The sequence below is a fragment of the Rhodococcoides kyotonense genome (assembly GCF_900188125.1).
Taxonomy (GTDB): Bacteria; Actinomycetota; Actinomycetes; order Mycobacteriales; family Mycobacteriaceae; genus Rhodococcoides; species Rhodococcoides kyotonense.
The window spans coordinates 72,089-98,943 of sequence record NZ_FZOW01000005.1 but is presented as its reverse complement, the minus strand read 5'-3'; the positions used below and the strand labels follow the sequence as shown (position 1 = coordinate 98,943).

General features: G+C 63.1%; 30 protein-coding genes and 1 pseudogene. 19 read left to right on the top strand and 12 right to left on the bottom strand.

The features are described from left to right. Positions 1-9: 9 nt before the first annotated feature. Genes CHB96_RS10120 through CHB96_RS29665 form a run of 3 tightly spaced genes read left to right on the top strand, consistent with a single transcriptional unit; the run spans position 10 to position 2,559 of the window. Positions 10-1,566: an acyl-CoA synthetase gene (locus CHB96_RS10120; RefSeq protein ID WP_089245680.1), complete on the top strand. Its 1,557-nt coding sequence runs from the start codon at positions 10-12 to the stop codon at positions 1,564-1,566. Further along, complete coding sequence (locus CHB96_RS10115) at positions 1,563-2,318, top strand: SDR family NAD(P)-dependent oxidoreductase (protein WP_089245678.1); 756 nt, start codon at positions 1,563-1,565, stop codon at positions 2,316-2,318. Before CHB96_RS10120 ends, CHB96_RS10115 begins: the two co-directional genes overlap by 4 nt. Before the next feature lies 1 nt (position 2,319). Then, entirely contained in the window at positions 2,320-2,559 is a 240-nt protein-coding gene (locus CHB96_RS29665; protein WP_176444239.1) for a hypothetical protein, read from the top strand. A gap of 130 nt (positions 2,560-2,689) precedes the next feature. Here the strand turns inward: CHB96_RS29665 and CHB96_RS10105 are convergent, their stop codons facing one another. Beyond that, positions 2,690-3,031 (bottom strand): DUF2200 domain-containing protein, encoded by a 342-nt coding sequence (locus CHB96_RS10105; protein ID WP_089245674.1) that lies wholly within the window; start codon positions 3,029-3,031, stop codon positions 2,690-2,692. 68 nt (positions 3,032-3,099) lie between these two features. Between CHB96_RS10105 and CHB96_RS29660 the strand changes: the two genes are divergently transcribed. After that, a complete protein-coding gene (locus CHB96_RS29660) occupies positions 3,100-3,252 on the top strand; it encodes a hypothetical protein (protein WP_176444238.1) in 153 nt (50 codons plus the stop codon). Between the two features lie 49 nt (positions 3,253-3,301). Here CHB96_RS29660 and CHB96_RS10100 read toward each other — a convergent pair whose 3' ends face one another. Further along, positions 3,302-3,796, bottom strand: a complete 495-nt coding sequence (locus tag CHB96_RS10100) for a hypothetical protein (RefSeq protein WP_141136470.1) — start codon at positions 3,794-3,796, stop codon at positions 3,302-3,304. A gap of 104 nt (positions 3,797-3,900) precedes the next feature. Between CHB96_RS10100 and CHB96_RS10095 the strand changes: the two genes are divergently transcribed. From CHB96_RS10095 to CHB96_RS10060, 8 genes are all read left to right on the top strand, one after another. Next, positions 3,901-4,560 carry a response regulator transcription factor gene (locus CHB96_RS10095; RefSeq protein WP_089245670.1) on the top strand — a complete coding sequence of 220 codons (660 nt, stop codon included), beginning with the start codon at positions 3,901-3,903 and terminating at the stop codon, positions 4,558-4,560. Position 4,561: 1 nt separating this feature from the next. Further along, the gene (locus CHB96_RS10090; RefSeq protein ID WP_245865430.1) at positions 4,562-5,968 is read left to right on the top strand and encodes a sensor histidine kinase; all 1,407 of its coding nucleotides are present in this window, start codon (positions 4,562-4,564) and stop codon (positions 5,966-5,968) included. A gap of 125 nt (positions 5,969-6,093) precedes the next feature. Beyond that, the gene (locus CHB96_RS10085) at positions 6,094-7,461 is read left to right on the top strand and encodes an MFS transporter (RefSeq protein WP_089245668.1); all 1,368 of its coding nucleotides are present in this window, start codon (positions 6,094-6,096) and stop codon (positions 7,459-7,461) included. A 10-nt stretch (positions 7,462-7,471) separates the two neighbouring features. Beyond that, entirely contained in the window at positions 7,472-8,410 is a 939-nt protein-coding gene (locus CHB96_RS10080) for a TAXI family TRAP transporter solute-binding subunit (RefSeq protein ID WP_089246143.1), read from the top strand. Between the two features lie 129 nt (positions 8,411-8,539). Beyond that, positions 8,540-9,526 (top strand): intradiol ring-cleavage dioxygenase, encoded by a 987-nt coding sequence (locus tag CHB96_RS10075; RefSeq protein ID WP_089245666.1) that lies wholly within the window; start codon positions 8,540-8,542, stop codon positions 9,524-9,526. A gap of 36 nt (positions 9,527-9,562) precedes the next feature. Then, complete coding sequence (locus tag CHB96_RS10070) at positions 9,563-9,784, top strand: twin-arginine translocase TatA/TatE family subunit (protein WP_089245664.1); 222 nt, start codon at positions 9,563-9,565, stop codon at positions 9,782-9,784. After that, positions 9,781-10,566, top strand: coding sequence for a twin-arginine translocase subunit TatC (tatC, locus tag CHB96_RS10065; RefSeq protein WP_089245662.1), 786 nt, complete (start codon positions 9,781-9,783; stop codon positions 10,564-10,566). The genes CHB96_RS10070 and tatC overlap by 4 nt, the downstream gene beginning before the upstream one ends. Before the next feature lie 15 nt (positions 10,567-10,581). Continuing rightward, the gene (locus CHB96_RS10060) at positions 10,582-11,109 is read left to right on the top strand and encodes a twin-arginine translocase TatA/TatE family subunit (protein ID WP_245865428.1); all 528 of its coding nucleotides are present in this window, start codon (positions 10,582-10,584) and stop codon (positions 11,107-11,109) included. On the opposite strand, the gene CHB96_RS10055 is transcribed toward CHB96_RS10060, so the two are convergent. Further along, entirely contained in the window at positions 11,081-12,406 is a 1,326-nt protein-coding gene (locus CHB96_RS10055; protein WP_089245660.1) for a GGDEF domain-containing protein, read from the bottom strand. The genes CHB96_RS10060 and CHB96_RS10055 overlap by 29 nt on opposite strands. Positions 12,407-12,749: 343 nt before the next feature. Here CHB96_RS10055 and CHB96_RS10050 point away from each other — a divergent pair, with 343 nt between their 5' ends. Then, complete coding sequence (locus tag CHB96_RS10050; RefSeq protein ID WP_089245658.1) at positions 12,750-13,772, top strand: ABC transporter substrate-binding protein; 1,023 nt, start codon at positions 12,750-12,752, stop codon at positions 13,770-13,772. Here the strand turns inward: CHB96_RS10050 and CHB96_RS10045 are convergent. The 3 genes from CHB96_RS10045 to CHB96_RS10035 all read right to left on the bottom strand — a co-directional run bounded on the left by CHB96_RS10045 (position 13,747) and on the right by CHB96_RS10035 (position 17,498). Next, positions 13,747-15,018, bottom strand: a complete 1,272-nt coding sequence (locus CHB96_RS10045) for an MFS transporter (RefSeq protein WP_089246141.1) — start codon at positions 15,016-15,018, stop codon at positions 13,747-13,749. The two genes, CHB96_RS10050 and CHB96_RS10045, sit on opposite strands and share 26 nt — an antisense overlap. A 29-nt stretch (positions 15,019-15,047) precedes the next feature. Further along, positions 15,048-16,034 carry an ABC transporter substrate-binding protein gene (locus CHB96_RS10040; RefSeq protein WP_089245656.1) on the bottom strand — a complete coding sequence of 329 codons (987 nt, stop codon included), beginning with the start codon at positions 16,032-16,034 and terminating at the stop codon, positions 15,048-15,050. Between the two features lie 96 nt (positions 16,035-16,130). Next, complete coding sequence (locus CHB96_RS10035) at positions 16,131-17,498, bottom strand: sensor histidine kinase (RefSeq protein ID WP_089245654.1); 1,368 nt, start codon at positions 17,496-17,498, stop codon at positions 16,131-16,133. An 83-nt stretch (positions 17,499-17,581) separates the two neighbouring features. Here CHB96_RS10035 and CHB96_RS10030 point away from each other — a divergent pair, with 83 nt between their 5' ends. From CHB96_RS10030 to CHB96_RS10020, 3 genes are all read left to right on the top strand, one after another. Continuing rightward, the gene (locus CHB96_RS10030; RefSeq protein ID WP_089245652.1) at positions 17,582-18,373 is read left to right on the top strand and encodes a COG4705 family protein; all 792 of its coding nucleotides are present in this window, start codon (positions 17,582-17,584) and stop codon (positions 18,371-18,373) included. Between the two features lie 97 nt (positions 18,374-18,470). Further along, positions 18,471-18,683 carry a hypothetical protein gene (locus tag CHB96_RS10025; protein ID WP_089245650.1) on the top strand — a complete coding sequence of 71 codons (213 nt, stop codon included), beginning with the start codon at positions 18,471-18,473 and terminating at the stop codon, positions 18,681-18,683. 158 nt (positions 18,684-18,841) lie between these two features. Further along, on the top strand, positions 18,842-19,981 hold the full coding sequence (locus tag CHB96_RS10020) for a phosphodiester glycosidase family protein (RefSeq protein ID WP_089245648.1): 1,140 nt from the start codon (positions 18,842-18,844) through the stop codon (positions 19,979-19,981). Here the strand turns inward: CHB96_RS10020 and CHB96_RS10015 are convergent. Beyond that, the gene (locus CHB96_RS10015; RefSeq protein ID WP_089245646.1) at positions 19,954-20,631 is read right to left on the bottom strand and encodes a winged helix-turn-helix domain-containing protein; all 678 of its coding nucleotides are present in this window, start codon (positions 20,629-20,631) and stop codon (positions 19,954-19,956) included. The genes CHB96_RS10020 and CHB96_RS10015 overlap by 28 nt on opposite strands. A gap of 86 nt (positions 20,632-20,717) precedes the next feature. Here CHB96_RS10015 and CHB96_RS10010 point away from each other — a divergent pair, with 86 nt between their 5' ends. After that, on the top strand, positions 20,718-21,539 hold the full coding sequence (locus tag CHB96_RS10010; protein ID WP_141136469.1) for a phosphatase PAP2 family protein: 822 nt from the start codon (positions 20,718-20,720) through the stop codon (positions 21,537-21,539). Beyond that, positions 21,536-22,168, top strand: coding sequence for a DedA family protein (locus CHB96_RS10005; protein WP_089245642.1), 633 nt, complete (start codon positions 21,536-21,538; stop codon positions 22,166-22,168). Before CHB96_RS10010 ends, CHB96_RS10005 begins: the two co-directional genes overlap by 4 nt. A gap of 66 nt (positions 22,169-22,234) precedes the next feature. Here the strand turns inward: CHB96_RS10005 and CHB96_RS10000 are convergent, their stop codons facing one another. From CHB96_RS10000 to CHB96_RS09980, 5 genes are all read right to left on the bottom strand, one after another. After that, the gene (locus CHB96_RS10000) at positions 22,235-22,699 is read right to left on the bottom strand and encodes a DUF1707 SHOCT-like domain-containing protein (RefSeq protein ID WP_141136468.1); all 465 of its coding nucleotides are present in this window, start codon (positions 22,697-22,699) and stop codon (positions 22,235-22,237) included. A 168-nt stretch (positions 22,700-22,867) separates the two neighbouring features. Next, complete coding sequence (locus tag CHB96_RS09995; RefSeq protein WP_089245638.1) at positions 22,868-23,074, bottom strand: hypothetical protein; 207 nt, start codon at positions 23,072-23,074, stop codon at positions 22,868-22,870. Positions 23,075-23,226: 152 nt separating this feature from the next. After that, positions 23,227-24,111 carry an alpha/beta fold hydrolase gene (locus tag CHB96_RS09990; protein WP_089245636.1) on the bottom strand — a complete coding sequence of 295 codons (885 nt, stop codon included), beginning with the start codon at positions 24,109-24,111 and terminating at the stop codon, positions 23,227-23,229. A 55-nt stretch (positions 24,112-24,166) separates the two neighbouring features. Beyond that, positions 24,167-25,195 (bottom strand): LLM class flavin-dependent oxidoreductase, encoded by a 1,029-nt coding sequence (locus CHB96_RS09985; RefSeq protein ID WP_089245634.1) that lies wholly within the window; start codon positions 25,193-25,195, stop codon positions 24,167-24,169. 50 nt (positions 25,196-25,245) lie between these two features. Next, the gene (locus CHB96_RS09980; protein ID WP_089245632.1) at positions 25,246-26,433 is read right to left on the bottom strand and encodes an epoxide hydrolase family protein; all 1,188 of its coding nucleotides are present in this window, start codon (positions 26,431-26,433) and stop codon (positions 25,246-25,248) included. A 189-nt stretch (positions 26,434-26,622) separates the two neighbouring features. Here CHB96_RS09980 and CHB96_RS30290 point away from each other — a divergent pair. Beyond that, positions 26,623-26,853, top strand: a pseudogene (locus tag CHB96_RS30290) (HAD family hydrolase); the annotation flags it as partial. Positions 26,854-26,855: the final 2 nt, after the last annotated feature.

Here is a 26,855-nt window from a genome sequence, read left to right as displayed (position 1 = left end):
CCGGAGAAGATGCGTCTGTCCGATTATCTCGACAAGGGTGTCTCCCTCGGCCGCGATGCACCCTGCCTCACCATCGGTGACACGACTCGAAGCTATGGGGAAGTCCACGACACGACGGTGGACATCGCAAGCGCACTGCAGCACACGGGAATCACCGCCGGCGATCGAGTTGCCGTTTTGTCCGCCAACGATCCGCTTGCCCTCACATGCGTTTTCGCGATCTCACGAGCGGGAGCCGTATGGTGCCCTATCAACCCGCGAAACGAGGCCGACGAGAACAGACAGCTTTTCGACCTGTTCGGTTGCCGGTTCCTGTTCTTCCAGAAGGCATTTGCCGATCTGGTCGCGCGTATCCGTGACAGGCTGCCCCGGTTGGAGTGGTTGGTGTGTCTCGACGGGGACGTACCTGGAGCATTGTCCTTCGATCGATGGCTCTCCGAGAACGGCGGAGAACTGGATACCGATCGACGACCGGCGGACGGGTTGTGCATGATCGCGGGCACCGGCGGCACGACGGGCAAGCCGAAAGGTGTACGCCTGACCGAAGAGAACATGATGGTCTCGACTGCGACGGCGTTGATGAGCTACCCGTTCGGTGATCGTCCGCAGTATCTTGCCCTGGCGCCGTTGACCCACTCGGCCGGTGTACTGACGTTCCCCATTCTCAGCCTGGGCGGGCATGTCGTCGTCATGCCGGCTCCGGACGTCGGGGCATTCCTTGCGCAGATCGAAAAGCATGGCATCACACATGCTTTCCTGCCTCCCACCGTCATCTACGCCGTACTCGATCACCCGGACCTCGACTCGACGGACCTGTCGTCGTTGCGATGTCTCTGGTACGGGGCCGCACCGATGTCGCCGACGCGTCTCGAAGAGGCGCTGACCCGCATCGGACCCGTTCTCGGGCAGCTCTTCGGCCAGACCGAGGCTCCGAACATGATTGCGACGCTCTCCCCCGCCGATCACTTTCGCAGCGATGGCTCGGTCGCCACCGAGCGCCTGAGCTCGGCGGGTAGACCGACACCGTTGACCACGGTCGCGATCATGGCCGACGACGGCACCCTGCTCGATCGTGGAGAGCGCGGCGAGATCGTCGTCCGCGGACCTCTCGTGATGGATGGGTACCACGAGAATGCCGACGCCACAGCCGAAGTCGGTGCGCACGGATGGCATCACACCGGCGACATCGGGTATCTCGACGACGACAACTTCCTCTATGTCGTCGACCGCGCCAAGGACATGATCATCACCGGCGGATTCAATGTCTATTCCGCCGAGGTGGAACAGGCGTTGCTGGCTCATCCCGCGGTCAAGGAGAGTGCCGTCGTCGGCCTGCCCGACGACAAGTGGGGCGAACGCGTCACTGCCGCAGTGCAACTGCGCCCCGGCCGAGAAGCGACTGGTGACGAACTGATCGTGTTCGTCAAGGAGCGTCTCGGGAGCGTCAAAACGCCCAAACAGATTCAGATCTGGAACGACCTTCCGCGATCCAAGGTCGGCAAGATTCTCAAGACCGAAGTACGCAGCACCATGCAACTCTCGTCGTCGAAAGGAAGCACACCATGACCGAGCTCGAAGGCAAGCGCGTGTTCGTCACCGGCTCGGGCGCCGGTATCGGAAAAGCCATCTCCGCCATGTTCGTTCAGCGCGGCGCCAGGGTGGTCGTCAGCGACATCGACGACGAGGCAGCCGAGAAGTCGGCTGCAGAGATCGGCGCAGCCGGTATAGCCAATTGCGACGTCACCGACGAAGGTCAAGTGCAGTCCGCGGTGTCGCAGGCGGTGGAGATCCTGGGTGGTCTCGACGTGTTGGTCAACAACGCCGGCATCGAGGTCTCGTCGCCGCTGCTTCAGCAATCGACGGAGAGCTTCGACAAGATCTACGCGGTGAACGTGCGCGGCCCGTTCCTCACGATGAAGGCGGCCATCTCCCCGCTCATCGAGTCGAAGGGCAACATCGTCAACATCTCGTCGGTGGCCGGTGTCGGCGGCAGCCCCCTGCTCGGATCATATTGCGCGACGAAGGCCGCGTTGATCCAGCTGACACGTGTAGCTGCGGTCGAGATGCGGCCGTCGGGCGTTCGAGTGAACGCCGTCTGCCCCGGCTTCGCCGACACCAGCATGGTCGACCGGCTCATTCCGGACTTCGAGGCCGCCACCCAGGTGCCGTTCGGTGACCTCGTCGCCGCCAAACAAGGGCGCCTCGGCACCCCGGAGGATATCGCCGAGGTCGCTGCGTTCCTTGCATCGGATCGAGCGTCGTGGATCACCGGAAGCCACTACATTCTCGACGGCGGCCTCACCGCATCGCTCGTCTGACGTGCCACGACGAGCCCCGGACCGTATCGGTCCGGGGCTCTCATGCTGCTGGAGCCTCGATCTCGACTCGCCCGAGGAGCTGGGGAACGAGGAACTCGCTCCGGACGAGGAAGGAGTAGGCGCCGGCGCCGGACAACTCGTTCTGCACCAGCACGAGTCCATCGTCGCGAATATCTCGGACAACTACGGAAACCGTGCTCGTGCCAGGGGTGAAGTCACAGCGATCGCCAACGTGCATTGACGCCCAGTACCCCGCTTCGTTGGAATTCACACCTACCGGCTGGAACAAGCGGTCTCACACGCACGGGACGGCGACGTACTCGTCGTGACCGGGAGAGGTTGCGACGACCGCAAGGTATTCGGCAACGACGTCATGAGCGCAGGACTTTGTCCATCTTCTTACCCTTCGCCAGCTCGTCGACCAGTTTGTCCAGGTAGCGAATCTTCTGCATCAACGGGTCCTCGACGGATTCCACTCGAACCCCGCACACGACGCCGGTGATCGCGGATACGTTCGGATTCATCTCGGCGTCGGCGAAGAAGTCTTCGAACGTCGTCTCGGCTGCCAGATGGCGGTCGAGGGCGACGTCGTCGAACCCGGTGAGCCACTCGATGACCTGCCGCAATTCCTCCGTCGTGCGTCCCTTGCGCTCGAGCTTGGTCACGTAGAGCGGGTAGACGGATGCAAAGCTCGTACCGAAGATTCGATGCATGCTCGTAGCCTAGATCGCCAACTCTCCCCCGGCGATGGGCGCGCACCTCGGCTACTGTCGACCTCGCCATGGACTGGAGAGACGGCCTACAACTCGGCGGCATCGTGGCGCTTGCCGCTGTGGGCACGACGTTGCTCGCCGTCGGCGCTCTCGGATCGGGCATTGCACTCATCGTCGTCGGCATGCTCTGGTTCTGGCGGTTGTACCGGACCGGCGAATGAGGTCGACAGCGAATCGGTTCAGGAGGAGAAGAATTCACGCCTCATCGCATCAGTCCTCGGGGGCGTCGCCGGTTCCGAACGCCTGCCTCGACACCGCCCAGTTCAGCTCCGCTGCCGCCCTGACGATCGCGGCAGCCTCGATCGGACTGCAGGTACCGTCCTCGATCAGCGCGACCGCGTCTTCCAGACGCCGACAGAGCTCGGCAACATCGGTGGCGGGCGCCGGATCCGGCGGCGACTCGACGGATCGAACCGCACGCAGATGCGAACGTGGTGATGCCTCGACATCGCTGTGCTCCTCGCCGATACGAGTGTCGATGTCGGTGTCCCCGTCCTGACGCTCGGCTGCCTCGGCGTCGGTCTCCGGCCGGTAGTTCCGTGCGTTGCCGTTGAGGATGGTGCGCTGACCTTTCGTCATCGCGACGTAGGTGGCGCGCCCGGTGGCTGGGTCTCCGCTGACTCGGAACACCGCAGACGGTTGCGATACCTTGCGCACGACCATGCCGTCTTCCAGATCGTTCGGGTTGTGTCGTGTCGATGGCATCTCGTCCTCGTTCCGTCCGCCGGTTGCGGTGCTGACCACAGTTGCACAGCGCACCCTGACGGGATCGACAGTGGGTGGTTCGGGTGTGACCTATCTTGATACCGATGCGTATTGCAGTGGTGGAAGACGACGACGGAGTCGGTGGCGCACTCGTCGACGCGTTGACCGAGGTGGGGCACGCAGCTGTCCGCATGCGCCGCGGTACCGACCTGCTTCTCGGATACCACGACATGGATGTCGTTCTGCTCGACCTCGGTCTGCCCGACATGGACGGCTTGGAAGCTCTGCGCAAGCTACGTTCTGTCAGTTCGGTCCCTGTCGTGGTGCTGACTGCACGCGATGACGAGCGGTCGGTGGTGCGGGCTCTGAGAGGCGGCGCAGACGACTACGTCGTCAAACCCGCTCGGTTGGGCGAACTGCACGCGCGACTCGAGGTGGCGGCCAGGCGCAGAAGCCTCTCGAGCGATCCCGGTGACGACACACTGATCATCGGTGACATCGTCGTCGATCTCGTCGGGCGCAGCGTCGAAGTGGACGGACGCGACATCGGGCTGACGACCAAGGAGTTCGAACTGCTGGCGCATCTGGTGACACGACGAGGTGAAGCAGTCAGTCGTGAACAGCTTATGGACGCAATCTGGGGTGATGCCTTCGTGGCGATCTCACGCACACTCGACGTCCATATGACTGCGCTGCGATCCAAGCTCGGACGTTCGGGCACCATCGTCACCATTCGCGGCTTCGGCTACCGCTGGGACACCTGACGTGCGACGCCGCGTCCTGGTGGTGCTGATGATCTACTCCACCGTCGTCGTACTCGCGTTGTCCGTGCCCTTGGCGGTCCTGGTCGGACGCGAACGTGTCCAACGATTCGGTGAGAACCGAGCTGCTGCAGCAACTTTCTTTGCCGAGCTGAGCTCGCGCGAGGACGAGTCCGGTGTGCCGCGACTCCGAGAGTCGGTGCAGCGCTACGACACTCTGTACGACGAGGGTATCGCCGTCGTCGATCGCACCGGTGCCGCGCGCGCTCTGGCTGGCCTCGACATCGACAGAGCCGATGTACAGCAGGCCATTGCGGGTGCGCTCCGCAACCAGCGTGGTGACATACCGTCGGGGTTGACGCCGTGGTCACAACCGTCGGTGCTGATCGCTGCACCGGTCGGCGGAGGAACCCAGGTCGATGGTGCCGTGGTGATCGACGCGTCCACCGATGCTGCGCGCAGAGACGTCGCCGTGGCATGGATGGTGATCGCTGTCGGCGCAGTGCTCATTCTCGTCTCCGTCGCAGTGATCGCTGCAGCGTTGTCGCGCTGGGTAGTTCGTCCACTGACTGCATTGTCGACGCGCGTTCACTCGTTCGGAGACAAGTTCCACGATCGGCTACCGATCGAAGGAGCCCAGCGGCAGAGACCTACCGACTACGTCGGCCCACCCGAGGTTCGGGAACTGTCCAGCGCGTTCGACGCCATGGCCGACGACGTCGAAACGGCTACGGCTGCGCAACGACGTCTGGTCGCCGACACCGCACACACCCTCCGTAACCCGTTGGCAGCATTGAGAATCCGGCTCGACGTCTTGGGTATGAGGGTCCCCGACTCCGCGATGGATGCCCACCGCAAGACCACCCTCGAGGTCGATCGACTGAGTTCCGTCGTCGAAGATCTTCTTGTCCTTGCCGCTGCCGAGACACCCAGCCCGACCCACACACGGACTGCCGCAACCGATGTCGGTGCGACCATGGTCGACCGCGTCGAATTCTGGTCGAGCACACTGACAGTGGCACGAATGACGATTTCCGTCGTGGTGCCCGATCCGTCGGAGATCTGTCGAGCGGCAATCGCAGAGGACGATCTGATCCGCATTCTCGATGCTCTTCTCAGCAACGCATCGAAGTACGCCGGCGTCGGCGCCGAGGTCGAGATCGGCCATCGCTCGCGAGAAGGTTACATCGTCGTCTGGGTGTCGGACACCGGACCTGGAGTGCCGACCGACGAGCGTCCGAAGATCGTCGACCGGTTCTTTCGGGCATCCGGCGCCCACGGCGACGGCACAGGTCTCGGCCTGTCGATCGTCCACGCATTGACCGAACGCGCCGGTGGAAGTATGGACGTGAGTGCGCGCCGCCCGTCCGGGCTGAAGATCGAGCTGACGATACCGAGGACAGTTTCCTAAGGGAGTGTTAGGAAATCGGAAACGGTTTGGTCCTGGCCTGTGCCTGCGGTCACAGTAGGGGGACTTCGGTCACCTCGCTGCTCCCCGGTGACCAACCCATCAGCAACCTGTGGAAGGACCAGCCCATGGCCAACGAGGCCACCTCGACTGCCGGTTCGTCGCGCCCGACCCCGCCCGTGTCGTCTCCCGCTGCCACGCGCCGTGCCGTGTTCAACACGCTGCGAGGCTCGTCGGGCAACCTCGTCGAGTGGTACGACGTGTACGTCTACACGGTCTTCGCGACGTACTTCGAGAACCAGTTCTTCGACTCTGCGGACAAGAATTCCACTGTCTACGTCTACGCGATCTTCGCGGTCACCTTCCTGATGCGACCGGTCGGTTCGTGGTTCTTCGGCCGCTACGCCGACCGCAACGGCCGACGTGCTGCGCTGACGTTCAGCGTCTCGATGATGGCTGCGTGTTCTCTGGTCATCGCGCTCACTCCGGGTCGAGAGAGCATCGGCGTGTGGGCAGCGGTCATCCTCGTGCTGTGCCGCCTGGTCCAGGGCTTTGCTACCGGTGGTGAGTACGGCGCGTCGGCGACGTACATGTCCGAGGCAGCCACGAGGGAGCGTCGTGGATTCTTCTCGTCGTTCCAGTACGTCACGCTGATCGGCGGGCACGTTCTCGCGCAGGTGACCCTGTTGCTGATGCAGACGTTCCTCGACCGCGAGCAGATCGAGGACTTCGGATGGCGCATCGCGTTCTTCATCGGTGGCGTCGCCGCGGTCGTGGTGTTCTGGCTGCGTCGCAGCATGGACGAGTCACTGACGAAAGATCAGCTCGACGCCGTGCGCAGCGGAGCAGATCGATCGTCCGGTTCGCTGAAGGAACTGGTGCTCAAGCACTGGCGTGCATTGCTGATCTGCTTCTTGGTGACGGCAGGTGGCACCATCGCGTTCTACACCTACAGCGTCAACGCCCCCGCGATGATCAAGACCGCATACGAAGACCGCGGCATGACCGGGACGTGGATCAACCTCTTCAGCCTGATCTTCCTCATGCTGCTGCAGCCCGTCGGCGGACTCGTCAGCGACAAGGTGGGCCGCAAGCCGCTGCTCGTCTTCTTCGGAATCGGCGGAGTGCTGTACACCTACGTACTCATCACGTACCTGCCGACGGCGACATCCGTCGTCGAATCGCTCGCCCTGGTGTGCGTCGGCTATGTCATCCTGACCGGCTACACCTCGATCAACGCGATCGTCAAAGCCGAGTTGTTCCCCTCGCACATCCGCGCGCTCGGGGTGGGTCTGGGTTACGCACTGGCGAACTCCGCGTTCGGCGGAACCGCACCGCTGATCTACCAGGCCGCGAAGAACAGCGGACACGTTCCGTGGTTCATCTTCTACGTGACAGTCGTGATCGCGGTGTCGCTCCTGGTGTACATCTTCGTTCTGCGGAACAAGTCGGAGACCGAACTCGATCGTGAGCAGGGTCGCGCCTTCGCACACTAGGGTGAGACCGATGACCCCGCCCGCAGCGCAGCTCTCCCGGAGAGCGGCACTGCGGGCGGGTCTCGTTGCAGCCGGGGCGGCTGCGCTGGGATCCTGCGCATCTGACCCTGAACCGCAGCTGCGTCTCGCAGCCGGCGAAGTCGGCGGATTCTTCTGGGAGTTCGCCGGCTTGCTGTCCGACGCTGCCGCCGAAACGGCGACAGCACAAGTAATCCCGCTCACGACGGCCGGTTCCGTCGACAACCTCGAGGCACTGGATTCCCGACGGGCCGAGCTGGCACTGACCCTCATCGACGCTGCCTACAGTCACCCGAATCAGGATTTGGCTGCGGTGGGTTGCGTGTACGAGAACTACTTTCAGGTCGCGGTGCGTTCGAACTCTCCTATCGAGACGATCGGTGACCTACAGGGGCGACGCGTGAGCACCGGCGCCCCTGGGTCGGGAGCGACGTTGGTCTCCCACCGCATCTTCGATGCCGCAGGTCTGTCCGAGCCCAGCGCGGTGAGCGAAGTCGAGTTGTCGATGAGTTCGGCCGCACTTGCGTTGTCCGACAACGAGGTCGACGCCGTCATGTGGGCGGGTGGGTTGCCGACCCCGGCTTTCGCCGATCCACCGACGTCGATTCGCTTGCTCGATCTGGGTGCCGTGGTCGCGGACTTGAGACGTGTGCACGGCACGGCATACGAGGCCGTGCTGGTACCCGCCGATGTGTACGGCGAACATCCTGAAGTCACGACCGTCGGTATCCCGAACCTGCTGCTCGTTCGATCGGACGTGCCGGATCCGACGGTCGCCGGACTCGTCGGCCTGTTGCTCGACCAGTCGTCCGCGTTGGTGCCACTCCAGGCAATCGGCAGTCAATTCCTCGACGCCCGTTCACTCGTCATGACCGGCGCCATCCCTCTACACCCCGGGGCCGAGAACGAATATCGACGGCGGCATGGGTAATCCGCCGATGGATCGAGTTCATCGCGCGTAGTTGCCAGGGAACTTCCAGCCGGAGCCCAGGGTCTTCACCGGATCGGCACAGATTATTGGCAGTACCGAACCACTGACTGCCATTGCAGAGGAGACCCCATGACTCGCGTTCCCGAGCCCACCAACACTCCCGACGGGCCCACCTACGAGGGACGGCCGCTCGATCGCCCCACCGAAGAGGTCGTCGATCAGGGTGCAGGCTTCGACATCACCACCCTCGTCACCCGCCGGCGGGTGCTCACCGTCGTCGGCGCCGGAGCAGGCGCGCTGGCGCTCGCTGCGTGCTCGAACACCTCGGGCGCCACGAGTTCGACCACAGCGACGACGGCATCGACGACGGCATCGACGACGGCCACGAGCGAAATCCCCGAAGAGACCAACGGCCCCTACCCCGCCGACGGCACGAACGGGGTCAACGTCCTCGAAGAGTCCGGGATCGTCCGCAGCGACATCACCTCGAGCCTCGACGGCGGAACAACCGTCGATGGAGTGCCACTCTCGCTCACGTTCACCGTCACCGACATCGCGAACGGCAACAGTGCGTTCCAGGATGTCGCTGTCTACATGTGGCAGTGCGACGCGGCGGGCCTGTACTCGATGTACTCCGAAGGCGTCGAGGACGAAACCTACCTCCGCGGAATTCAAGTCGCCGACGCCGACGGCAATGTGACGTTCCAGACCGTCGTTCCCGGTTGCTACACAGGCCGCTGGACCCACATCCACTTCGAGGTCTATCCCGATGCGGACTCGGCTACGAACGCAGACAACGCGATTGCCACATCACAGGTCGCATTCCCGCAGGAGATGCTCGACGAGATCTACCAACTCGATACCTACTCGGGGTCGGCGAAGAACCTCGCCCAGATCGGCAGTCTCGACAACGACAACGTCTTCGGCGACGGATACGACCTGCAGATGGGGACGTTCACCGGCGACACCGGCTCCGGCTACGTCGGCTCTCTGGCAGTAGCCATCGACACCACGACCGAACCCACTGTCAGCGCAGCCCCCGGCGGCGGGCAGGGCGGCGGACAGCCCCCGATGGGCGACGGTGCTCCTCCTGCGGGCGGACCCGGCTCGAACTGACCTTCTTTCACCTCTCATTCAACCCAAGGAAAAACCATGTTGCACAACCTCACTGGCTGGCATGCCCTCATCGTTCTCGCGATCCTTCTCCTCGTCTTCGGCTCGACCAAGCTCCCCTCCCTCGCCAAAGGCGTCGGGCAATCCATGCGCATCCTCAAAGAAGAGGTACGTGACGACGCGACGACATCACCGAGTGAATCCGGGACCACTGTCACCGTCGACGCGGCCGCAACAGTTCCGTACCGACACGCCTCATGACCGCGACCACCGCCGTGCGAGGAACGATGCCTCTCGCCGGGCACCTTCGCGAGGCGCGACGCCGCGCCGTGCGTGCGGCGGTGTCGTTGCTCGTCGGTGTAGTCATCGGATTCGTTCTCTCCGACCACATTCTCGACGTCCTTCGCGCACCCGTCGAGGAGCTCGCGCAGTCGCGCCAGGCCAGCCTCAACTACGACACCGTCACCGGCGCATTCGACCTTCAGTTGAAGATTGCGCTGTTCGCCGGGGTGATCGTGTCCAGCCCGATCTGGCTACGTGAACTCTTTGCATATCTCACTCCTGGATTGACCAAGCGCGAGAAGAAATACGTCGTCGGATTCTCCGCTGCGGCGGCTCCGCTCTTCGTCGGCGGCTGCGCCTTCGGATTTCTCATCTTCCCCCGCATGGTCAGCGTGCTCGCCGGCTTTTCGTCCGATCAGGACAGCACCATCCTCAACGCCTCGTATTACGTCGACTTCGTCATGAAGATCGTGTTGGCAACCGGAATTGCATTCGTTCTACCAGCAGTGTTGGTGATGCTGAATTGTCTGGGCATTCTGTCCGCGCACAAGCTGCGACGAAGCTGGCGAGTCATGGTCGTCGTCATCGCACTGTTCAGCGCCCTGGTCACCCCTGCGGCCGACGTCCTGTCCATGTTCATCGTCGCGTTGCCGATGTCGGCGCTGTTCGGTGCCGCCGTCGCCATCACTACTCTGCACGACGGGCGGGCCGCCCGGCGCGAGCTCGCCTCGAATCATGCTGCCCTGTCCTCGATCTCCTGAACACGGAGCTACATCATGTTCGGTTTGACCTTCGAAAAATTGTTCCTTGTCGCTGTCATCGCCGGGTTCGTCCTGGGCCCGACGCGACTGCCCAGCTACGCTCAGCAGTTGGCCCGATCCGTCCGATCGCTCCGTCAGTTCGTCGACACGACACGCACCGCAGCGGAACGAGAACTGGGAGTTCCCTTGCAGCGCACAGAATGGGAGTCGTTCGATCTGCGGCAATACGACCCCCGCAGAATCGTCAGCGATGCACTCTCCGAGACAGATTCGTCCGCACGCCACACGTCGGCCGCTACACCACCCCTCACGCAGACGCATATGCATGTGCGTGACGCGGAGATCGACGAGGAGGCAACGCTCGTTCGACCCGGCCAGAAGTACGTGGTGGCCGGCACGTCTTCGCACCCCCGCCGAATCCTCATCGCCTCACTCCCCGATGACGACCCACGCCGCATTGCAGCCCAGGTCTATTCTCAGCCCACCGTAAGTGATTCCAGCACACCAGGATCGGTCACGTCGGCTCCTGTGGCTGCCGAGTGATGGCGACATCGCATTGGTCCGGAGACGGTGACGAGGGCGCAGTGGGGAACGAATCGGCAGGATTCCACCAGCTTTTCGTCATTCCCTTCTTGGCTGCGTAGAGCGCAGCATCAGCGCGAGAGAGCAACTCCTCGATCGCCGAGTCGGAGTGGTTGCGAGCTATCCCGATGCTCACCGAGACCGTGATTTCGGCGGCGGAAGTGAAGACCGGGGACTGAAGGGATCGGTGCATGCGTGCCGCCACTTCGGTGGGCGGAGCCGCGTGCCCCAGTTCACTTCGGCGGAACAACGCGACCACGAATTCATCGCCTCCGATCCGTCCGATCACCATGCTCGAATCGCACTCCGCCGCCAACCGTTGCGCGGTGGTGCGCAGCACCAGATCACCGGTGATGTGGCCGTAGGTGTCGTTGATGGTCTTGAAGTCGTCGACGTCGATGAACAGCACAGCATCCGGAGCCGCGAGTTCCGAGGAGATGCGGGCAATTCGCTCCAACAGGGCTGCCCGGTTGAGGACACCGGTGAGATCGTCCAGTCGCGACCGAACGAGCAGTTCGCGGTACGCCTCGACCGTTCGGGCGTGGGCGCGGGTTTCTTCGGTGACGTCGCGATAGCTGATGGCGACGACACCGTCGACGTAGTTCGCGGTCGCCTCCATCGTCGTTCCTGGCAGGTACACCGACTCGGTGCGTATGGTGATCTCGCCGCGGGTGTGCAGCACCTCTCGATGCATGAAGTCCAGATAGGTGCCTTTCAGAGCCGGCAGCACGTCGTGAATATGGTGTCCGAGTACCTGGTGGCGTCGGATGTTCAGGTGTCGTTCGCTTTGCGCGTTGACGTACTGAACTGTCATGTCGTGGTCCAGGATGACGAATCCGAGCGTGACGTTGTCCAGGACGTGGGTCAGTAGCGCTTCGTGCCCGAGCTCGGGGTCAAGTTCGAGTACGACTCCGGTCAGGACATCCGGTGTCCCGTCGGGGCCCGCTTCGATTGCGACGCTGCGGGTGAGGATGTATCGGATGTCGCCGTTGGTCTGTCGGATTCGGTAGACACATTCGGCGCCGATCGACGACAGCGCGTCCTCGTAGAGCGTCTTGACGATGACGTGGTCGTCGGGATGTACACGTTGCTGCCAGATTTCGAGGGCGGGTCGATCTCCGGTGTCGTCGAACAGTTCTGCCGCCCGGGCATCCCACACCAAGGTCTGGGTGCCGATATGGAAGCGGGTGATGCCGATTGTCGCTCCGCCGCGCTCGATCTCCGAGACCCCCGGCGTAGGCGGTGTAGTCCTGCTCATCGTGCACCTCGTACCAATCACCCCGACCGGTTTGCGCTCCAGTCTGCACCGCAGTGCAGGTATTGGAACCGTTTTTGCGGCAGACGGACACAAGGAAACGCGCCGCGCGGTGTTGGTGGCGTCGTTTCAGGGTCCGTGCGACCACGACGGACCACCACGCGGCTCGATGGACGCACCCCGTACCCGTCCCCGAAGCTGACCCTGGTCATCCCGGCGAGAACAGCCGACCGCTCGATGTCCGATCACGCAACGTTTGGCTGCGAGTGGTCCTAGCAAGGAATGCCACTGCAGGCGGGGTGATACCGATAGATTAGGTTAGCCACACCACAATCTAGGAGATCAGATGAACCCGCTCGTCAACCGTCGAACAGTGCTGTCGATGACATTCGCCTCGGTCGCCGGCCTCGTCGTTGCCGGGTGTTCGAGCAACTCCTCCGCCACAGAGGACGGTTCGGCGACGGGCTCGCACGCAGAAGAAGGCGCATTCCCGGTCACCATCGAGCACAAGTTGGGTTCGACGACCATCGAATCCGCCCCGACCCGAATCGCAGCCGTCGGCATCGGCGACGCCGATGTCTTGCTGGCCCTCGGCCTCACACCCGTTCTCGTCCCGGTATGGAAGGGATCGACCGACGACGGGATCGGTGTATGGGCAGAGCCGTCGGTGACTGGAGCCGACCCGACGGCGCTGGAGAATGCGACAACCGAGTTCGACGTGGAGACCATCGCTGCGGCTGCACCGGATCTCATCATCGCGGTGAACAATGCAATCGACGAGAGCCTGTACGCGCAGCTCAGCGAAATAGCGCCGACGGTGTTGCATGCAGCGGACCAGACGGATTGGGTGCTGCCATGGCAGGAAGTCACGGCACGCATAGGTCGCTCCGTCGGCCTTCCCGCAGAAGCCGCCACCGAGGTAACCAGAATCGAAGAGCTTGTCGCGCAAGCACGTACGGACAACTCGCAGTTCGTAGGCAAGACCGCAGCCCTCGTGATTCGGTGGAGTGACGGCAACCTTCGCGCCTTCAGCCCTACGTCCGCACGAGCCCAACTTCTGACCGCTCTCGGATTCGAGCCACCGGCCGCGCTCGCCGAACGGTTCGAGGGCAAGCTGAACACCGAGCTCTCGGCGGAGAGTTACAGCCTCCTCGAATGCGACTACCTATTGTTCGACAACTACGAACTCGCACGCGCCGAGATGGAATCGCAGGCCACGTTCACCAACCTGCAGGTCGTTCGCGACGGAGGCTTGATCGGCCTGGACCCGATCGTCAGCGATGCGGTGTCGATGCCGAATCCGTTGACGATTCCGTTCGTGTTGTCGGCCTTCGTGGATCGCATCAACGAGGCCGACGCGGCCAGATAGCGTCGGAGTGCCGGGACCACAACCACAGCAGAAACACGGGCACGGCAATACAGGCGGCGACCACGATCCACGGGGTCGCCGCCGACATGCCCTCGTCGACGCGGTCGTAGAGGAATCCCACACCGAGAGTGCCCACCAACGCCACAGACCCGCCGATGGTGTTGAGCATTCCGAAGTGAGCACCGAGATGACGCTCGCCTGCGACTCTGGCGAGGGTGTCTCTCATCGGTGGAACCATCAACATCTGCCCCAAGTGCAGTAGACCGATCCACGCTGCGGTGGCCAGATACGGCCGGACAGAATCGGATTCGCCGGCAGTGAGAGCAGGAATCACGAACGAGACGGACATCAGAGCGAGCCCGAGGACGGTCGCACCGCGATGTCCGATCCGATCGGCGGCGGTCACCATCGGCCGCTGTCCCCCGATCACCAGTACCGCAGCACCGACGTAGAACCACCCGATTAACGTCTGCGAGCCGGAGATCCGGTCGAGTTGCTCGGGAAGCATCAGATACAGCTGACTTGCGGCGACGAACTGTGCGCTGAACAATGCAGCGAGTCCGAGAAACCGTCTGTTGCCCAGAACCTCTCGCCACACTCCCCAAAGAGTCGACCGTGGCGCAGAACCGTCGACATCGGTCGGAAACAGTACATAGAAGCCGATCCACAGTCCTGCGAACAACACCGCGGCCACTGCCGACGACGCCGCAAACGGGAACACCAGCAGCGCAGCGCCCAGCGCGGGGCCGAGGACGGTGCCGAGCCTGCTGCTCATCTGCTCGTAACCGAAAAGCTCTGTCCGACGCATTATCCCGGATTCCTCGAGCTGTCGACCCAAGTCCACATTGGCAGATTCGACGGCAGGCGCGAACAGTGCAGCGGCGAATCCGATCAGCAACACACCGACGATCACTGCGACGAGACTGCTCGCGAAGACCAGCACCACGAATCCGAGAACTCGAATCGCTATGCCCCACAGTATTATCGGCCGTCGACCGAACCTATCGGCGATGCCGCCACCGACGAAGAACATCCCCTGCTGACTGAAGGTTCGTAGTCCGAGGACCAATCCGACGACCCACCCGGCGAAGCCGAGTTCTTCGGACAGATGCACCGCAAGAAACGGAACCACCAGGTAGAAACCGACGTTGAACAGCACCATCGAGGACAGCAGAAGCTTGACGACGGGTGGCACGTCACGGAGCCGACCCCTCGACGACGAGGGGCCGGCTCCGGTTTCAGTCATCACGGACATGAGACTATCCGTCTGCGGAATCAGTCCTGTACGTTCCCTGCCGCGGCGTTCAGCGCCGACGCCACATCGTCGAGAATGTACGGAATGGTGAGAACCGTGAGTCCGCCGAATGCGAAGTTCTTGTCGACGCCGAAGTTCTCGGTGGATGCGGTTCGGCCTTCGGCGAGAACCGGCTGCGACGCGACGGCGGGTTCGGCGAGAAATGCACCGAGGCTCTCCTTGTCGTACGCGACCACGAACAGCACATCGGCCCTTATCGACGACGCCTGCTCCAGACTCAGCTCGAAGTAGACGGCATCGGGGTCCTTGGTCGGATCGGCTTCTTGGATCGTCGGCTCGTTGACGAGGCCCAGCTGCTCGAGAAATTCGACGCGCACGTCACCGTTCTTGCTGACCGCGAATGTGCCGGGCGCGTTCGGAAGCGCGATGGTGACGGTCTTACCGCTCAGGGCCGGATACTTCGCAGCGGCATCGGCGATGGAACTCTCGACGCCAGAAACCAGTTCGGCGGCTTCTTTCTCCTTGCCCAACGCTGTGCCTGCGATCGTGAGCTGATCTTCCCAGGATGCTGTCCATGGCTGGTCCGGATAGCCGACGACTGGCGCGATCCGAGACAGAGCATCGAACTCGGCCTGGCTCAGACCCGAGTAGGGCGCGAAGATCAGGTCCGGGTTCGCCTCGGCGAACTGCTCGATCGGCGCTGCACCAGTCCCGTCCCCCGACAGCAACTTCGGCGTCTCTCCCCCGAGATCGTTCAGGACTGTGGCATCCCACTGAAGAATCCCGCGATCGTCGGCACCGTACTGAGCCTCCGCGAATGTCGGCATTGCGACTGGAACCACTCCGAGCGCGAGGATCGCGTCCTGATTCGACCAACCCCATGTCGCGACCCGAGTGGGCTCGTCGCTGATCTCAGCTGTACCCAGCGCCGACTCGACGGTCACCGGAAACGCCGACGAATCGGACGCTGCAGGGGCGGAGTCGTTCGTCGGTAACCCTTGCCTCATTTTACCGCTCAATCGCCCTCCGCCCTGAGCATCCGATACGCGCTCGACAACCTGGTCTCGAGGATCAAGGCCGCCGTCACTGCCTCGTGAACACGCCTACAGCGGAAGCTGAATCACGAATCGGGCTCCGCCCAAGGGTGACTCGACGACGCGAACCGTACCCGAATGTGCTGAAACGGTTCCCGCGACGATGGACAGGCCGAGACCTGCGCCTCCCTCGTCGCGGGTTCGCGAGGAATCGAGCCTGACGAATCTGTCGAACACGCGGTCACGCTCGGATTCGGGGACCCCTGGACCGTCGTCGTCGATCGCGATCGTGGCGTAGCCGTCCGCCTGCGACGATGCCAGGCGAACACGCGTCGCCGCGTGCCTCATGGCATTGTCGACGATGTTGCGGACCACGCGCGCCAGCGCCTGCTGATCGCCTTGCACACGCACGGGCTCGATCACCGACTCCACCTCGAGGCCCGTCGATGCAGCTACCCGCTTGCTTTCCTTGTACATGACGTCGTCCAGGTCTACATCGACTGCACCCTCGACCAGTCCTGTCTCGTCCGAACGAGCAAGCAGGAGAAGGTCTTCGATCAATGCCCGCATTCGACGAGCCTCCGGCAGCAAGGATTCGTCGATCAGTGACTCGTCGAGCAGATCCGGCCTGGACGCTGCGAGTTCGAGTGCTGCGGTGATCGTCGACAGCGGACTTCGAAGTTCGTGCGACGCGTCGCTGACGAATCGTTGCTGCGCGCGTTGTCCCGCTTCCAGGCGACCCAGCATCTCGTTCATGGTCGCGGCAAGTCGCGCGATCTCGTCGCGGGCCTCGGGAACCGGAAGTCGTTCGTCCAACTGACTGTTGGAGATGGATGCCACGCGCGAGCGGATGCGTTCGACCGGACTCAGTGCCGCGCCCACGAGCTTGTACGTGGCGAACGCAACGAGAGCGATGACGACAGGGCCGACGATCGCGAGCAAGACCGCAACTGTCGTCACGACGTTCTCGACGGGCTCCCGGTCGGCACCGACCACCACGGTGACCGCACCGCTCGGTGAGTTCGCGCCCATCCCCGTCACCCAGAAGTCGTCGCCTTCCAGTTCGACGCGTCCCAGGTCGGCTGTCGTCGACGGCTCCAACTGTGTCGTCGACAGCGGCACCTTCGCATCGCCCTGAGACGTCGCCACGACGCCACCCGAGGAATCGATCACCTGAACCGATCCGATCTGACCGTCGGTCGACAGCAGCGATTCGTCGATCTGCGACGGTGTATCCGATTCGAGTTGTTCGGCGACTTGCACGGCGCGGGCGGCTGCAGCATTGCGCGCGGATGTTTCCAGCGAGTCGTACAGGACACCGAGCAATGCCACGCCCGCCACGATCAAGCACACGGCGACGACCAGGGTCGACGCAACAGCCGACCGGACTCGAACGGTCCACGAACGGGGCCGGAGGAGATCGAAGTTCACGCGCATCGTCCCAGTCTGATGCCTCCGGTCCCGAGAACGCGGATGATCTTCAGCGCTTCTTCAGGAACGTTTTGCAACAGTTGCCGCTCATGACCACTTCACGCACGCTCGCGAGCAAGGTACCGGAAGTAACCCTGTACTTCTGGATCATCAAGATTCTCGGCACGACGGTCGGCGAAACGGCGGCCGATGCGCTGAACGTCGATCTCGGATTCGGCATGACCGGAACGTCGATCGTCGTCGGAGTTCTTCTCGTCGGTGTGCTGGTCTACCAGTTCTCTCTGAAACACTATGTCCCGTCGGTGTATTGGCTCACCGTGATTCTGATCAGCGTGGCAGGCACATTGATCACCGACAACCTGACCGACAACTTCGGTGTCCCGTTGGCGGTGAGTACCGGTTTCTTCACGGCCGGTCTGATTCTCACGTTCGCCGCGTGGTACATCAGCGAGGACACGCTGTCCATCCACAGCATCAGGACACGACGTCGGGAGGGGTTCTACTGGCTGGCCATCCTGTTCACGTTCGCTCTCGGTACCGCTGCCGGCGACCTGGTGGCCGAGCAGATCAATCTGGGTTACCTGACGTCGACAGTGGTGTTCGGTGCCGTCATCGCCGCCGTCACCGCTGCGCACTACGGTCTGAAACTGAATGCCGTACTCGCATTCTGGATCGCCTACATCGTCACTCGTCCGCTCGGGGCGTCGATCGGAGATCTGCTGACCCAGAACAAGGACCTCGGCGGCCTCGGACTGGGTCCCACCGTCGTCACGGCGCTGTTTCTGGTGATCATCGTCGGGCTCGTCGGATACCTGACCGTCAGCAAGGCCGACGTCGAGGACGTGACCGACGACAGCAGGGCGACAGCGATCAACACGTGAATCCTCAGCCGAGCACAGCGAATCTTCAGGTCGCCTCCAGCACTCTCGTGGCTGTACCGGGACGACCCGGCACATCCGACAACCGAAAGGGTCGACAGTGAACGCCAAGAAGAAGATCGTAGCGGTCGCGGCCGTGGCGCTGGCAGCAGCATCGATCGGCGGCGGGATCGCCGGTGCGAATGTTCTCGACCGGTCCGCGGCTCCGGACACCAGCATCGTCGACAGCCCGGAACCGGGCGACACGCCCGATGCCCCGGGGGCAGTGGATGTTCCGGAACCGGGCGACATACCCGACGCACCCGGGCAGTAGAGATCATCGCACTGCAGCCTTCGGCACAGAAGTGCCTAACGCTGCAGTGTCGTTTCAAATAATTGTCGTGTCGAATCCTTTCGACACCAACGGTTCTCAGTGATCGTTCAGCACCCTCCGTGCACAGTCGACGGCAAACACCAGAAGGAGTACTCGACATGCACACACCGACACTGCCCGCTCCGTCGCCGCCCTCGCAGATCTCACGCCGCGAAATCAGGATTTGGAAAATTCTGGGAATCGCTGCGCTCGTGCTTCTTTCAGTCGCAACAGTGTCCTACGTTCGCGCACTCGCAGCACCAGGGTACGCGACCTGGAACGACAAGACCTCGACATGGATTCGTGATCACGGTGGCGCCCCGTTGCTGAACGCGTACGAGAACTGGCGTTACGCAACTCCGCCGCCGGACAGCCAGCCCACTCTGCCACGGCCTGCCGCATCGGCGGTCGCCGGCGGTGCCTCGACCTCGATCGGCGTTCTCCCCGTCCTTCCCACGACAACCGGGATGGCTTCTCCGACATGGATACCCGGGCGCACCGGCACGGACGGGACGCCGGTCTCCTATACCTCGCTGTACCAACCGGATCCAGCTCATCGCAGCGCCGTCGCTGGTGTCGCCATCGTGTCGCAGACGGCGACGACCGCACATCTCGTGCCGGGGACGACACAACCGATCTCCGACGCGTCCTCTCCCGCATCGGTTCCCGGCGATGACGTGCCCTCGCTGGTGGCCGCGTTCAACTCCGGATGGAAGTTCAGTGATATTTCCGGAGGTTTCTATTCGCACGGCACTGCAGCCCGAGCCCTGCAGAACGGTCAGGCATCAGCCGTGATCGACGACTCCGGGCATCTGAGAGTCGTCGACTGGATGTCCGGTTCCGATGTCGGTCCGCACGTCGTGGCCGTGCGGCAGAATCTCGCGCTACTGGTCGAGCACGGCTCGGCGGCACCAGGAATCGAGTCAAACGGGTCCTCGAAGTGGGGTAGCGCGAAGAACCAACTTCAGTACACCGAGCGATCAGGACTCGGCATCGATGCCCGCGGCAACATCGTCTACGTCGCCGCCGCAAAGGTCGACCTGGCCACCTTGGCGCGTGCCCTCGTCGATGCGGGTGCAGTGACCGGTATGGAACTCGACATCCACAGTGGGATGACCCAATTCAACAGCTGGACCGTGGACGGTGCCGGGAATTTGGCACCGTCCACGCTGCTTCCTGGCGTGCAGAGCGCACCGGACAGATATCTCGCACCCGACCGTCGCGACTTCTTCTACATCACGTTGGACGCCAATCGATAGCCGACGCCACGCACTGTCTCGATGCTTTTGAGCCCGAACGGCTGATCGACCTTCTTACGGAGGTATCCGATGTAGACCTCGACGATGTTCTCGTCGCCGTCGTAGTTGGCATCCCACACCGAGCGAACGATCTCGGACTTCGTCACCACGACACCGCTGCGGCGCATGAGGAATTCGAGGACGCTGTACTCGCGTGGTGTGAGCGCCAACTCCGATCCCTGACGCGTGACCCGGTGTCGCGCCGGGTCGAGTTCCAGATCGCCGACGGTCAGGACTGTCGGCCGCTCGGGAGCCCCTCGTCGTACCAACGCACGCAGCCGCGCGACCAGTACGACGAACGAGAACGGCTTGACCAGATAGTCGTCGGCACCCAGATCGAACGCGTCGGCGAGGTCGTACTCGCCATCCTTCGCGGAGAGCATCAGAATCGGTGTCCACACACTCTGGGCACGTAGGTCACGCACGATGTCGTAGCCGTGTTTTCCCGGCAACATGATGTCGAGGACGATGGCATCGAAGTTCCCGGCGACGGCGGAGTGGAAGCCGTCGTCGCCGTCGTGAGAGATCTCGACGACGAACCCCTCGGCCACCAATCCACGGCGAACCATCTCGGCGAGGCGCACTTCGTCCTCGACCACCAGCACCCGCATCGCGAACTCCGTTCGGTTGTCGTCCTGCCCGAGTAGACCAGAACGAAGGTGTGCCGGTCGACACGCTCTCAGCGGTTCTTCAGGACATGATCTCCACACTGATGCTCGTGATCATCTCCTCATCGTTTTCCACCGCGCATTCCCTCGCCACCGAGGTCGTGACCGAGGCCGCCACCGCCGAGATCGAGGCGACCGCACTCGTCGTCGCGCTGGGACTCGTCGTCTACGGCGGACTGACCCGGCGTGGGAACCCCTACGCGCCGGTCGTGGCCGCGCTGGGATTCCTCCTTGCGCTCGTCACTTTGGGTGTCGCCGTGCGGACCGACGGGTGGTCGGTGGGCATCGACGGCTCGATCACGGGCTGGCTGGTCGACCATCGAAGTGCGCCGCTCGACCACATCGCTGTTGCCGTCACCACCGCCGGCGGACCGCCGGAGACCGCGGCGCTCGGATTCGTGATCGCAGCGGTACTGATCTGGCGAACCAAACGCTGGTTTCCGGCGCTGACGCTACTGGCCACCGTCGCGCTGTCGGCGGTCGTCTGCACAGCGCTCAAGCTCGTTGTCGGTCGTGACCGCCCGCCCCTGGCCATCCAGCTGATGCTCGAAACGGATCATTCGTTCCCGTCGGGCCACGTCACCGGAACCGCGACGCTGCTGATGATGACTGCGCTCGTCGTCGGACAGCAATCGAGGAGACGCCGGCAGGTGCTGATGACCGCCGCTCTCGCCGTCACCGCACTCGTTGCCGCAAGCCGCCTCTATCTCGGTGTCCACTGGTTCACCGACGTCTGCGCAGGCCTGCTGCTCGCCTGCTTCATGGTCACCCTCGGCTCGTCCGCACTCCGCGTCGGCTCGGGCCGCACACTCCCGGCTCGCTCTCACACCAAGGAAGAAGTCACCGTATGACATCGGCACTCACCGGAGGGATCCTCGATCCGAACGCCCTCGTCGCCACGTTCGGGTTGCTCGGGCTATTGGCCGCGGTATTCGTCGAGACTGGACTGTTGATCGGATTTTTTCTCCCTGGCGACTCCCTGCTGTTCACCGCAGGGGTTCTCGTCGCAGGCGCAGCACCGTTCGTCCCGCTATGGGTCCTGCTGGTTACGGTGCCGATCGCTGCGATTCTCGGCGACCAGTGCGGCTATCTCATCGGCCGTGCCGCAGGCCCCGCCGTGTTCGACCGGCCCGGCGCGAAGAGACTCGGTCCAGCTCAGCTCGAACGCGCGCACGGGTTCTTCACCCGATACGGTCCGCGCACAGTCGTTCTCGCGCGATTCGTACCGGTGATCCGGACGGTGGCACCGGTCATGGCAGGCGCGTCGGGAATGAAATACCGGACGTTCACCGTCTACAACATCCTCGGCGGCATCCTGTGGGGCGCGGGCGTCAGCACCCTCGGATACCTGCTGGGAGGAATCCCGTTCGTGCGCAGCCATATCGAGATCATTCTGATCGGCGTCGTCGTGTTGTCGGTGTTGCCGGTAGTGGTCAACTATCTGCGTTCGCGCCAGCGCGCCACCGAACCCGCTGCCTGACAACTGAATACGAACGACAAGGACGTCGGCACGGAGAGTGCCGACGTCCTTGTCGTTCCAGTTATATCAGTGCTCGCCGATCTCCTGCGCACCGCGCAACTCATGCCCGTCCAACTCCAACCCTCCGAGGGCAACGACCGCGGCGAAGGCCAGCACGATCAGGAACCCGACGGCCGCAGTAATCCGCGGATGCCTGCGCGCCAGCGCAGCGACTGAAAGAACCAGTGCGAACGCAGCTGCGACCAGGGCACGAACGCTGTCCATGACGGTACTTTCGGTGCGGGCGAACCAGGAGTTCGCTTGCTCGCCAGGAAGATCCTCGGTCAGAGCGGTAAGTTCGTGGCGAAATTTGGTGTTGTACAACGTCGCCAGGCGCTCGTCCACTTCGGCGAGGGTCAGCATTCCCTGGGATGCAGCGGAGTGCAGAACCGCACTCGTTCGTTCTCGATCAGCATCGGACGCCCGGATCGATGGGGTGGTGGCGTGGTTTTCAGCGATGTCCATGACGATTCTCCCAAGTAGTGCGGTCACGTGCCGCCACCATGCCTACGCCTGGCTGAAGAATCGCTGAAGAAGCAGCGAGTCGGCTATCGATCGCTGGTGTCGAGGTCGGCCATATTGGAGATTGTCTGTTGGGCATCGGCTCATCGAAGAGCTGCAGCCCCCGTTACAAGGGTCGCGAATGTGTGAGGTTTCTTGTTACTCGCCGAGCTTGGAGATAGCCTGCGCCCACAGGAAGTACTTGTTGCGACCGAGGTCGCCGATGGTCTTGATGTTGAACGCGGCCTTCAGGTGTTCAGCGTCGCCGGGACTGACACCCTGCAGCGCTTCAACGGGTGCGTCGGCGAGTTCGGTGAGGGGCTTATCCTCGTATGCCTTGTCGAGCTTGTCAGCGATTCCAGCCATGAAACGTCCCTCCTGAGTCTCGTGAACAGAGCGCCGGACAAGGCGCCTGATCCGAGGCTACGACCGGTCTACCCACATCGGGGCAGCTTTACCGTTGGATCGAATCTGAAACGAGACCGAAAATGCTGATCGCGAGGCCTCGTTTCGAGACGTCATAGCGGAGTCCCGCCCACCATTAGGACAGACCGCAACGTTGCGGCGAACTCGTCTGGTCGACCTGTCTGACCGAACTCGCCACCACTGAAACCGGCGTGACCGCCAGGAAAGACGACGGGATCCGAACCCAGGAGCATCGCCACGGCGTAGCCCGCACGAACAGCCAACTCGCCGTCGACCGGACCACCGGATTCCTCACCGACGCCGATGACGACGTGGGTCGAGGATGCGCGAATGGCGTCGACGTCGGGCGCGTAGTTCGCACCGCCGCCGCGCATGTTCGACATCAATGGATCCGTCCGCGAGCCGTCGTCACTGGCAGACATTCCGAACGCGGCCGGATCCGGTGCGGGTTGGGCGAGGTATGCGTCGTCGACGGGACCTCGATGCATCACCAGCGCGATGAACTTGGCCATTGCCGGTCCGAGCCCCAGCGCGTCGTACGTGGAGACCATGTCCGAACACACCTGCCGCAGATTCTCGCGATCGCGCAGCGTGTCGCCTGCGGGAGGTTCGTGAGCGACGAGCGTACGCACGTCGCCCGGGTGTCGTGCCACGAGCTCGAGCCCGTTGACCGCGCCGCCGCTCGAAGCGAAGATGTCGACCTGGCCGCTCCCCAGAGTGTCGATCAACGCATGAAGATCATCGGCATGCTGCTGCGCTGTGACACCCGCAGTGGCGTCGGCAGGGCGGCTGCGTCCTGCATTGCGCGGATCGTAGGTGACCACCACTCGGTCGGCGAAGTGCGACGCCAGCGTCGTGAACCCGCTTGCGTCCATGGGTGATCCGATGAGCAGCAAAGGGACCGTCCCCGCCGCGAGGTCACCGCGGATGTCGTAGGTCAGTGTGGCGTCGGGAAGGTCGAGGGTTCGCGTGTTCATGATGAATTCGACATCCCGCGCACCCGAAACTCATCGGCGCTGAACACGTCGGACCTCACTCCGTGGCGATCAGCGGGGCGACCTCGGTTCCGAGCAACTCGATTCCGCGAAGCAGGTCACTGTGCGCAAGCCTCGGGTTGGTCATCTGTAGCGACAACCTGTCGACGCCGCCGACCTGTTCGCTGATCCGCTTGATCTTCTCGGCGACGGTCGCCGGATCGCCCATGAAGAACGCACCATTTGGACCCGACGTCGCGTCGAATTGTGCGCGGGTCGGCTGCGCGAAGCCACGTTCGCGCGAGACCTTGGTGAACATCTCGTGCCATCCGGGGTAAATAGTGTCCGCAGCCTTTTGGGTGGACTCGGCGACGAATCCGAAGACGTGCAGGCCCACCTGTAACTTCTCCGGCGCGTGACCTGCTTCTGCTCCCGCGCGACGATACAGATCTATCAGTGGAGCGAACTGGCGCGGTTCGCCGCCGATGATCGCCACCATCAGAGGAAGACCCAGAAGACCTGCACGAACGAATGATTCGGGCGACCCCCCGACACCGACCCAGATCGGCAGCGGATCCTGCACCGGCCTTGGGTAGATGCTCTGACGATTCAAAGCAGGCCGATGCCGGCCCTGCCACGTGACCTCGACGTTGTCACGAATCTGCAGAAGTAGATCGAGTTTTTCGACGAAGAGCGAGTCGTAATCGTGCAGGTCCAGGCCGAACAGCGGGAAGGACTCGGTGAACGAGCCACGTCCGACGACCAGGTCGACTCGGCCCTTGGAGATCAGATCGAGCGTCGCGAACTCCTGGAACACGCGCACCGGGTCGTCGGCGCTGAGTACCTTGACCGCACTGCCCAGTCGGATCTGCTCGGTCCGAGAAGCAGCCGCAGCCAAAATGATGGACGGCGCCGAGTCGTAGTACTCACTTCGGTGGTGTTCGCCGATACCGAACGAATAGAGGCCCACCTGATCCGCCAGCGTGATCTCCTCGAGCAAGTGCTCCATCCGCTCGGCCGGACTGATCACCCGGCCGTCGGTCGGGTCGGTCACGGAGGATACGAAGCTGTCCACGCCCACGTGCATGATTGGACCTTCCGGTAGCGATCGACAGTTCGGCCGATCTGGTGGAAGGTTCAACCATACGGCTGAGTTTTAATTCCGGCATCAGGGGTGGGCCCTGCGGAATGACCAACGGTTACTTCGGCGAAGAACCGCCGCATGTCGTCGACGAGTACCGCCGGCTCCTCCATCGCCGCGAAGTGGCCGCCGCGATCGACATCGGTCCAGTGTCGAACATCGTTCTGCTGCTCCTCGAACCGACGTATTCCGACGTCGTGCGCAAACTGCACGAATGCTGTCGGAACACCGGACGGGTTCGGCGCGGTCCCCCACGCCTCGGTCGCGTAGCCGGTATACGCGCTGGTACCTGCTGTGCGCGTGAACCAATACAAAGAAACGTGATCGAGAAGTCGATCCACACCCAGTACGTCCTCGGGGAGAGCGTCGAACGGCCAGGTCCATGCCTTGAACTTGTCCACCATCCACGCCAATTGGCCGACGGGTGAATCGGTGAGGCCGTACGCCAAGGTCTGGGGCCGGGTCGACTGCACGGCGATGTAGCCGAACTCCTTCTCCATGAACTCAGCGATACGACGCAGCCGGTCACGTTCGAGCTCGGACAGTGAATTCTTCGTGTCCTCGTCGACGGCGTCCGACGGCACGAACACGTGCGAGCCGTTCAGATGCACGCCCACCACTCGGTCAGGGGCGATTCGCGCAACCGCGGGAGATACCGCCGCGCCGATGTCTCCGCCCTGAACCCCGAACTCGCGATAACCGAGCCCGTCCATCAACGTCACCCACGCTGCGGCGATCCGGTCGGTATCCCAGGGCTCGGGCGTCGGACCGGACAGCGTGAAACCCGGTAGCGAAGGAATCACGACGTGGAAGGCTTGGGCGGAGTCGGACGGGTCGGTCAAGGAATCGATGATGTCGAGGAACTCGAAGATCGAGCCCGGCCAACCGTGGGTCAGAACCAGCGGCAAGGCGTCGTCGTGCGGTGATCGAACGTGGATGAAATGGATTCGGGTGCCATCGATCCGGGTGACGAACTGAGGGTATGCGTTGAGCCGTGCTTCCCGGGCCTGCCAGTCGTACTCGGTAGTCCACGCCTCGGCTAGCCGTCGCAAATAGGCCGTCGGGACGCCGGTGTCCCACGTGTCGCCGGGTAGAGGCTCAGGCCATCGCGTTTCAACAAGTCGACGGCGAAGGTCGTCGAGTTCGTTTGTGGGAATGTGCAATTCGAAAGGTTCGAAGTCCATGAGGCAAGACTTACAGCAATTGCGGACACCTGCGGTCCGCAAAATTCTGTTATTCGGCCGCACTCACTCGAGTATCGAAGTGGTGCCCGAAAATCGGCCAACAAATTTCCGTGGCGCTGAATTTCGTCGGGTCCGACGCCGTGGCCCCGATGTAGTGTTCGCGGATCGGACCGGTCTATTGCCGCCCCAGAGATCCGGCCCAACGCATTACGCGTCCTGGACTCGCTCCGCGCCGACGGCATGAGGCGCATCGTCATGCTCACCGACGATCACCCCGAGACTGCGGCCGCGGTGGCCGCCGAGCTCGGCATCGCAATGGGGTTGGCGGGTACCGACGTCGCAGTCGAGACCGCCGATGTCGCGCTCGCGAGCGACGATCTGGACCGACTGCTCGACGTCCGTGACCTGGGCAGGCATTCGAG

Excerpts from the sequence above, each read along its gene's own strand:
- CHB96_RS10020 (WP_089245648.1), top strand. The coding sequence starts at position 18,842 with ATGCACACACCGACACTGCCCGCTCCGTCGCCGCCCTCGCAGATCTCA.
- CHB96_RS09995 (WP_089245638.1), bottom strand. The coding sequence starts at position 23,074 with ATGGCTGGAATCGCTGACAAGCTCGACAAGGCATACGAGGATAAGCCC.
- CHB96_RS09980 (WP_089245632.1), bottom strand. The coding sequence starts at position 26,433 with ATGGACTTCGAACCTTTCGAATTGCACATTCCCACAAACGAACTCGAC.
- CHB96_RS10060 (WP_245865428.1), top strand. The coding sequence starts at position 10,582 with ATGTTCGGTTTGACCTTCGAAAAATTGTTCCTTGTCGCTGTCATCGCC.
- CHB96_RS29660 (WP_176444238.1), top strand. The coding sequence starts at position 3,100 with ATGGACTGGAGAGACGGCCTACAACTCGGCGGCATCGTGGCGCTTGCC.
- CHB96_RS10030 (WP_089245652.1), top strand. The coding sequence starts at position 17,582 with ATGACCACTTCACGCACGCTCGCGAGCAAGGTACCGGAAGTAACCCTG.
- CHB96_RS10120 (WP_089245680.1), top strand. The coding sequence starts at position 10 with ATGCGTCTGTCCGATTATCTCGACAAGGGTGTCTCCCTCGGCCGCGAT.
- CHB96_RS10085 (WP_089245668.1), top strand. The coding sequence starts at position 6,094 with ATGGCCAACGAGGCCACCTCGACTGCCGGTTCGTCGCGCCCGACCCCG.
- CHB96_RS10005 (WP_089245642.1), top strand. The coding sequence starts at position 21,536 with ATGACATCGGCACTCACCGGAGGGATCCTCGATCCGAACGCCCTCGTC.
- CHB96_RS10095 (WP_089245670.1), top strand. The coding sequence starts at position 3,901 with ATGCGTATTGCAGTGGTGGAAGACGACGACGGAGTCGGTGGCGCACTC.
- CHB96_RS10045 (WP_089246141.1), bottom strand. The coding sequence starts at position 15,018 with ATGACTGAAACCGGAGCCGGCCCCTCGTCGTCGAGGGGTCGGCTCCGT.
- tatC (WP_089245662.1), top strand. The coding sequence starts at position 9,781 with ATGACCGCGACCACCGCCGTGCGAGGAACGATGCCTCTCGCCGGGCAC.
- CHB96_RS10070 (WP_089245664.1), top strand. The coding sequence starts at position 9,563 with ATGTTGCACAACCTCACTGGCTGGCATGCCCTCATCGTTCTCGCGATC.
- CHB96_RS10040 (WP_089245656.1), bottom strand. The coding sequence starts at position 16,034 with ATGAGGCAAGGGTTACCGACGAACGACTCCGCCCCTGCAGCGTCCGAT.
- CHB96_RS10115 (WP_089245678.1), top strand. The coding sequence starts at position 1,563 with ATGACCGAGCTCGAAGGCAAGCGCGTGTTCGTCACCGGCTCGGGCGCC.
- CHB96_RS09985 (WP_089245634.1), bottom strand. The coding sequence starts at position 25,195 with ATGCACGTGGGCGTGGACAGCTTCGTATCCTCCGTGACCGACCCGACC.
- CHB96_RS09990 (WP_089245636.1), bottom strand. The coding sequence starts at position 24,111 with ATGAACACGCGAACCCTCGACCTTCCCGACGCCACACTGACCTACGAC.
- CHB96_RS10105 (WP_089245674.1), bottom strand. The coding sequence starts at position 3,031 with ATGCATCGAATCTTCGGTACGAGCTTTGCATCCGTCTACCCGCTCTAC.
- CHB96_RS10080 (WP_089246143.1), top strand. The coding sequence starts at position 7,472 with ATGACCCCGCCCGCAGCGCAGCTCTCCCGGAGAGCGGCACTGCGGGCG.
- CHB96_RS10035 (WP_089245654.1), bottom strand. The coding sequence starts at position 17,498 with ATGCGCGTGAACTTCGATCTCCTCCGGCCCCGTTCGTGGACCGTTCGA.
- CHB96_RS10100 (WP_141136470.1), bottom strand. The coding sequence starts at position 3,796 with ATGCCATCGACACGACACAACCCGAACGATCTGGAAGACGGCATGGTC.
- CHB96_RS10015 (WP_089245646.1), bottom strand. The coding sequence starts at position 20,631 with ATGCGGGTGCTGGTGGTCGAGGACGAAGTGCGCCTCGCCGAGATGGTT.
- CHB96_RS10050 (WP_089245658.1), top strand. The coding sequence starts at position 12,750 with ATGAACCCGCTCGTCAACCGTCGAACAGTGCTGTCGATGACATTCGCC.
- CHB96_RS10075 (WP_089245666.1), top strand. The coding sequence starts at position 8,540 with ATGACTCGCGTTCCCGAGCCCACCAACACTCCCGACGGGCCCACCTAC.
- CHB96_RS10010 (WP_141136469.1), top strand. The coding sequence starts at position 20,718 with ATGATCTCCACACTGATGCTCGTGATCATCTCCTCATCGTTTTCCACC.
- CHB96_RS10055 (WP_089245660.1), bottom strand. The coding sequence starts at position 12,406 with ATGAGCAGGACTACACCGCCTACGCCGGGGGTCTCGGAGATCGAGCGC.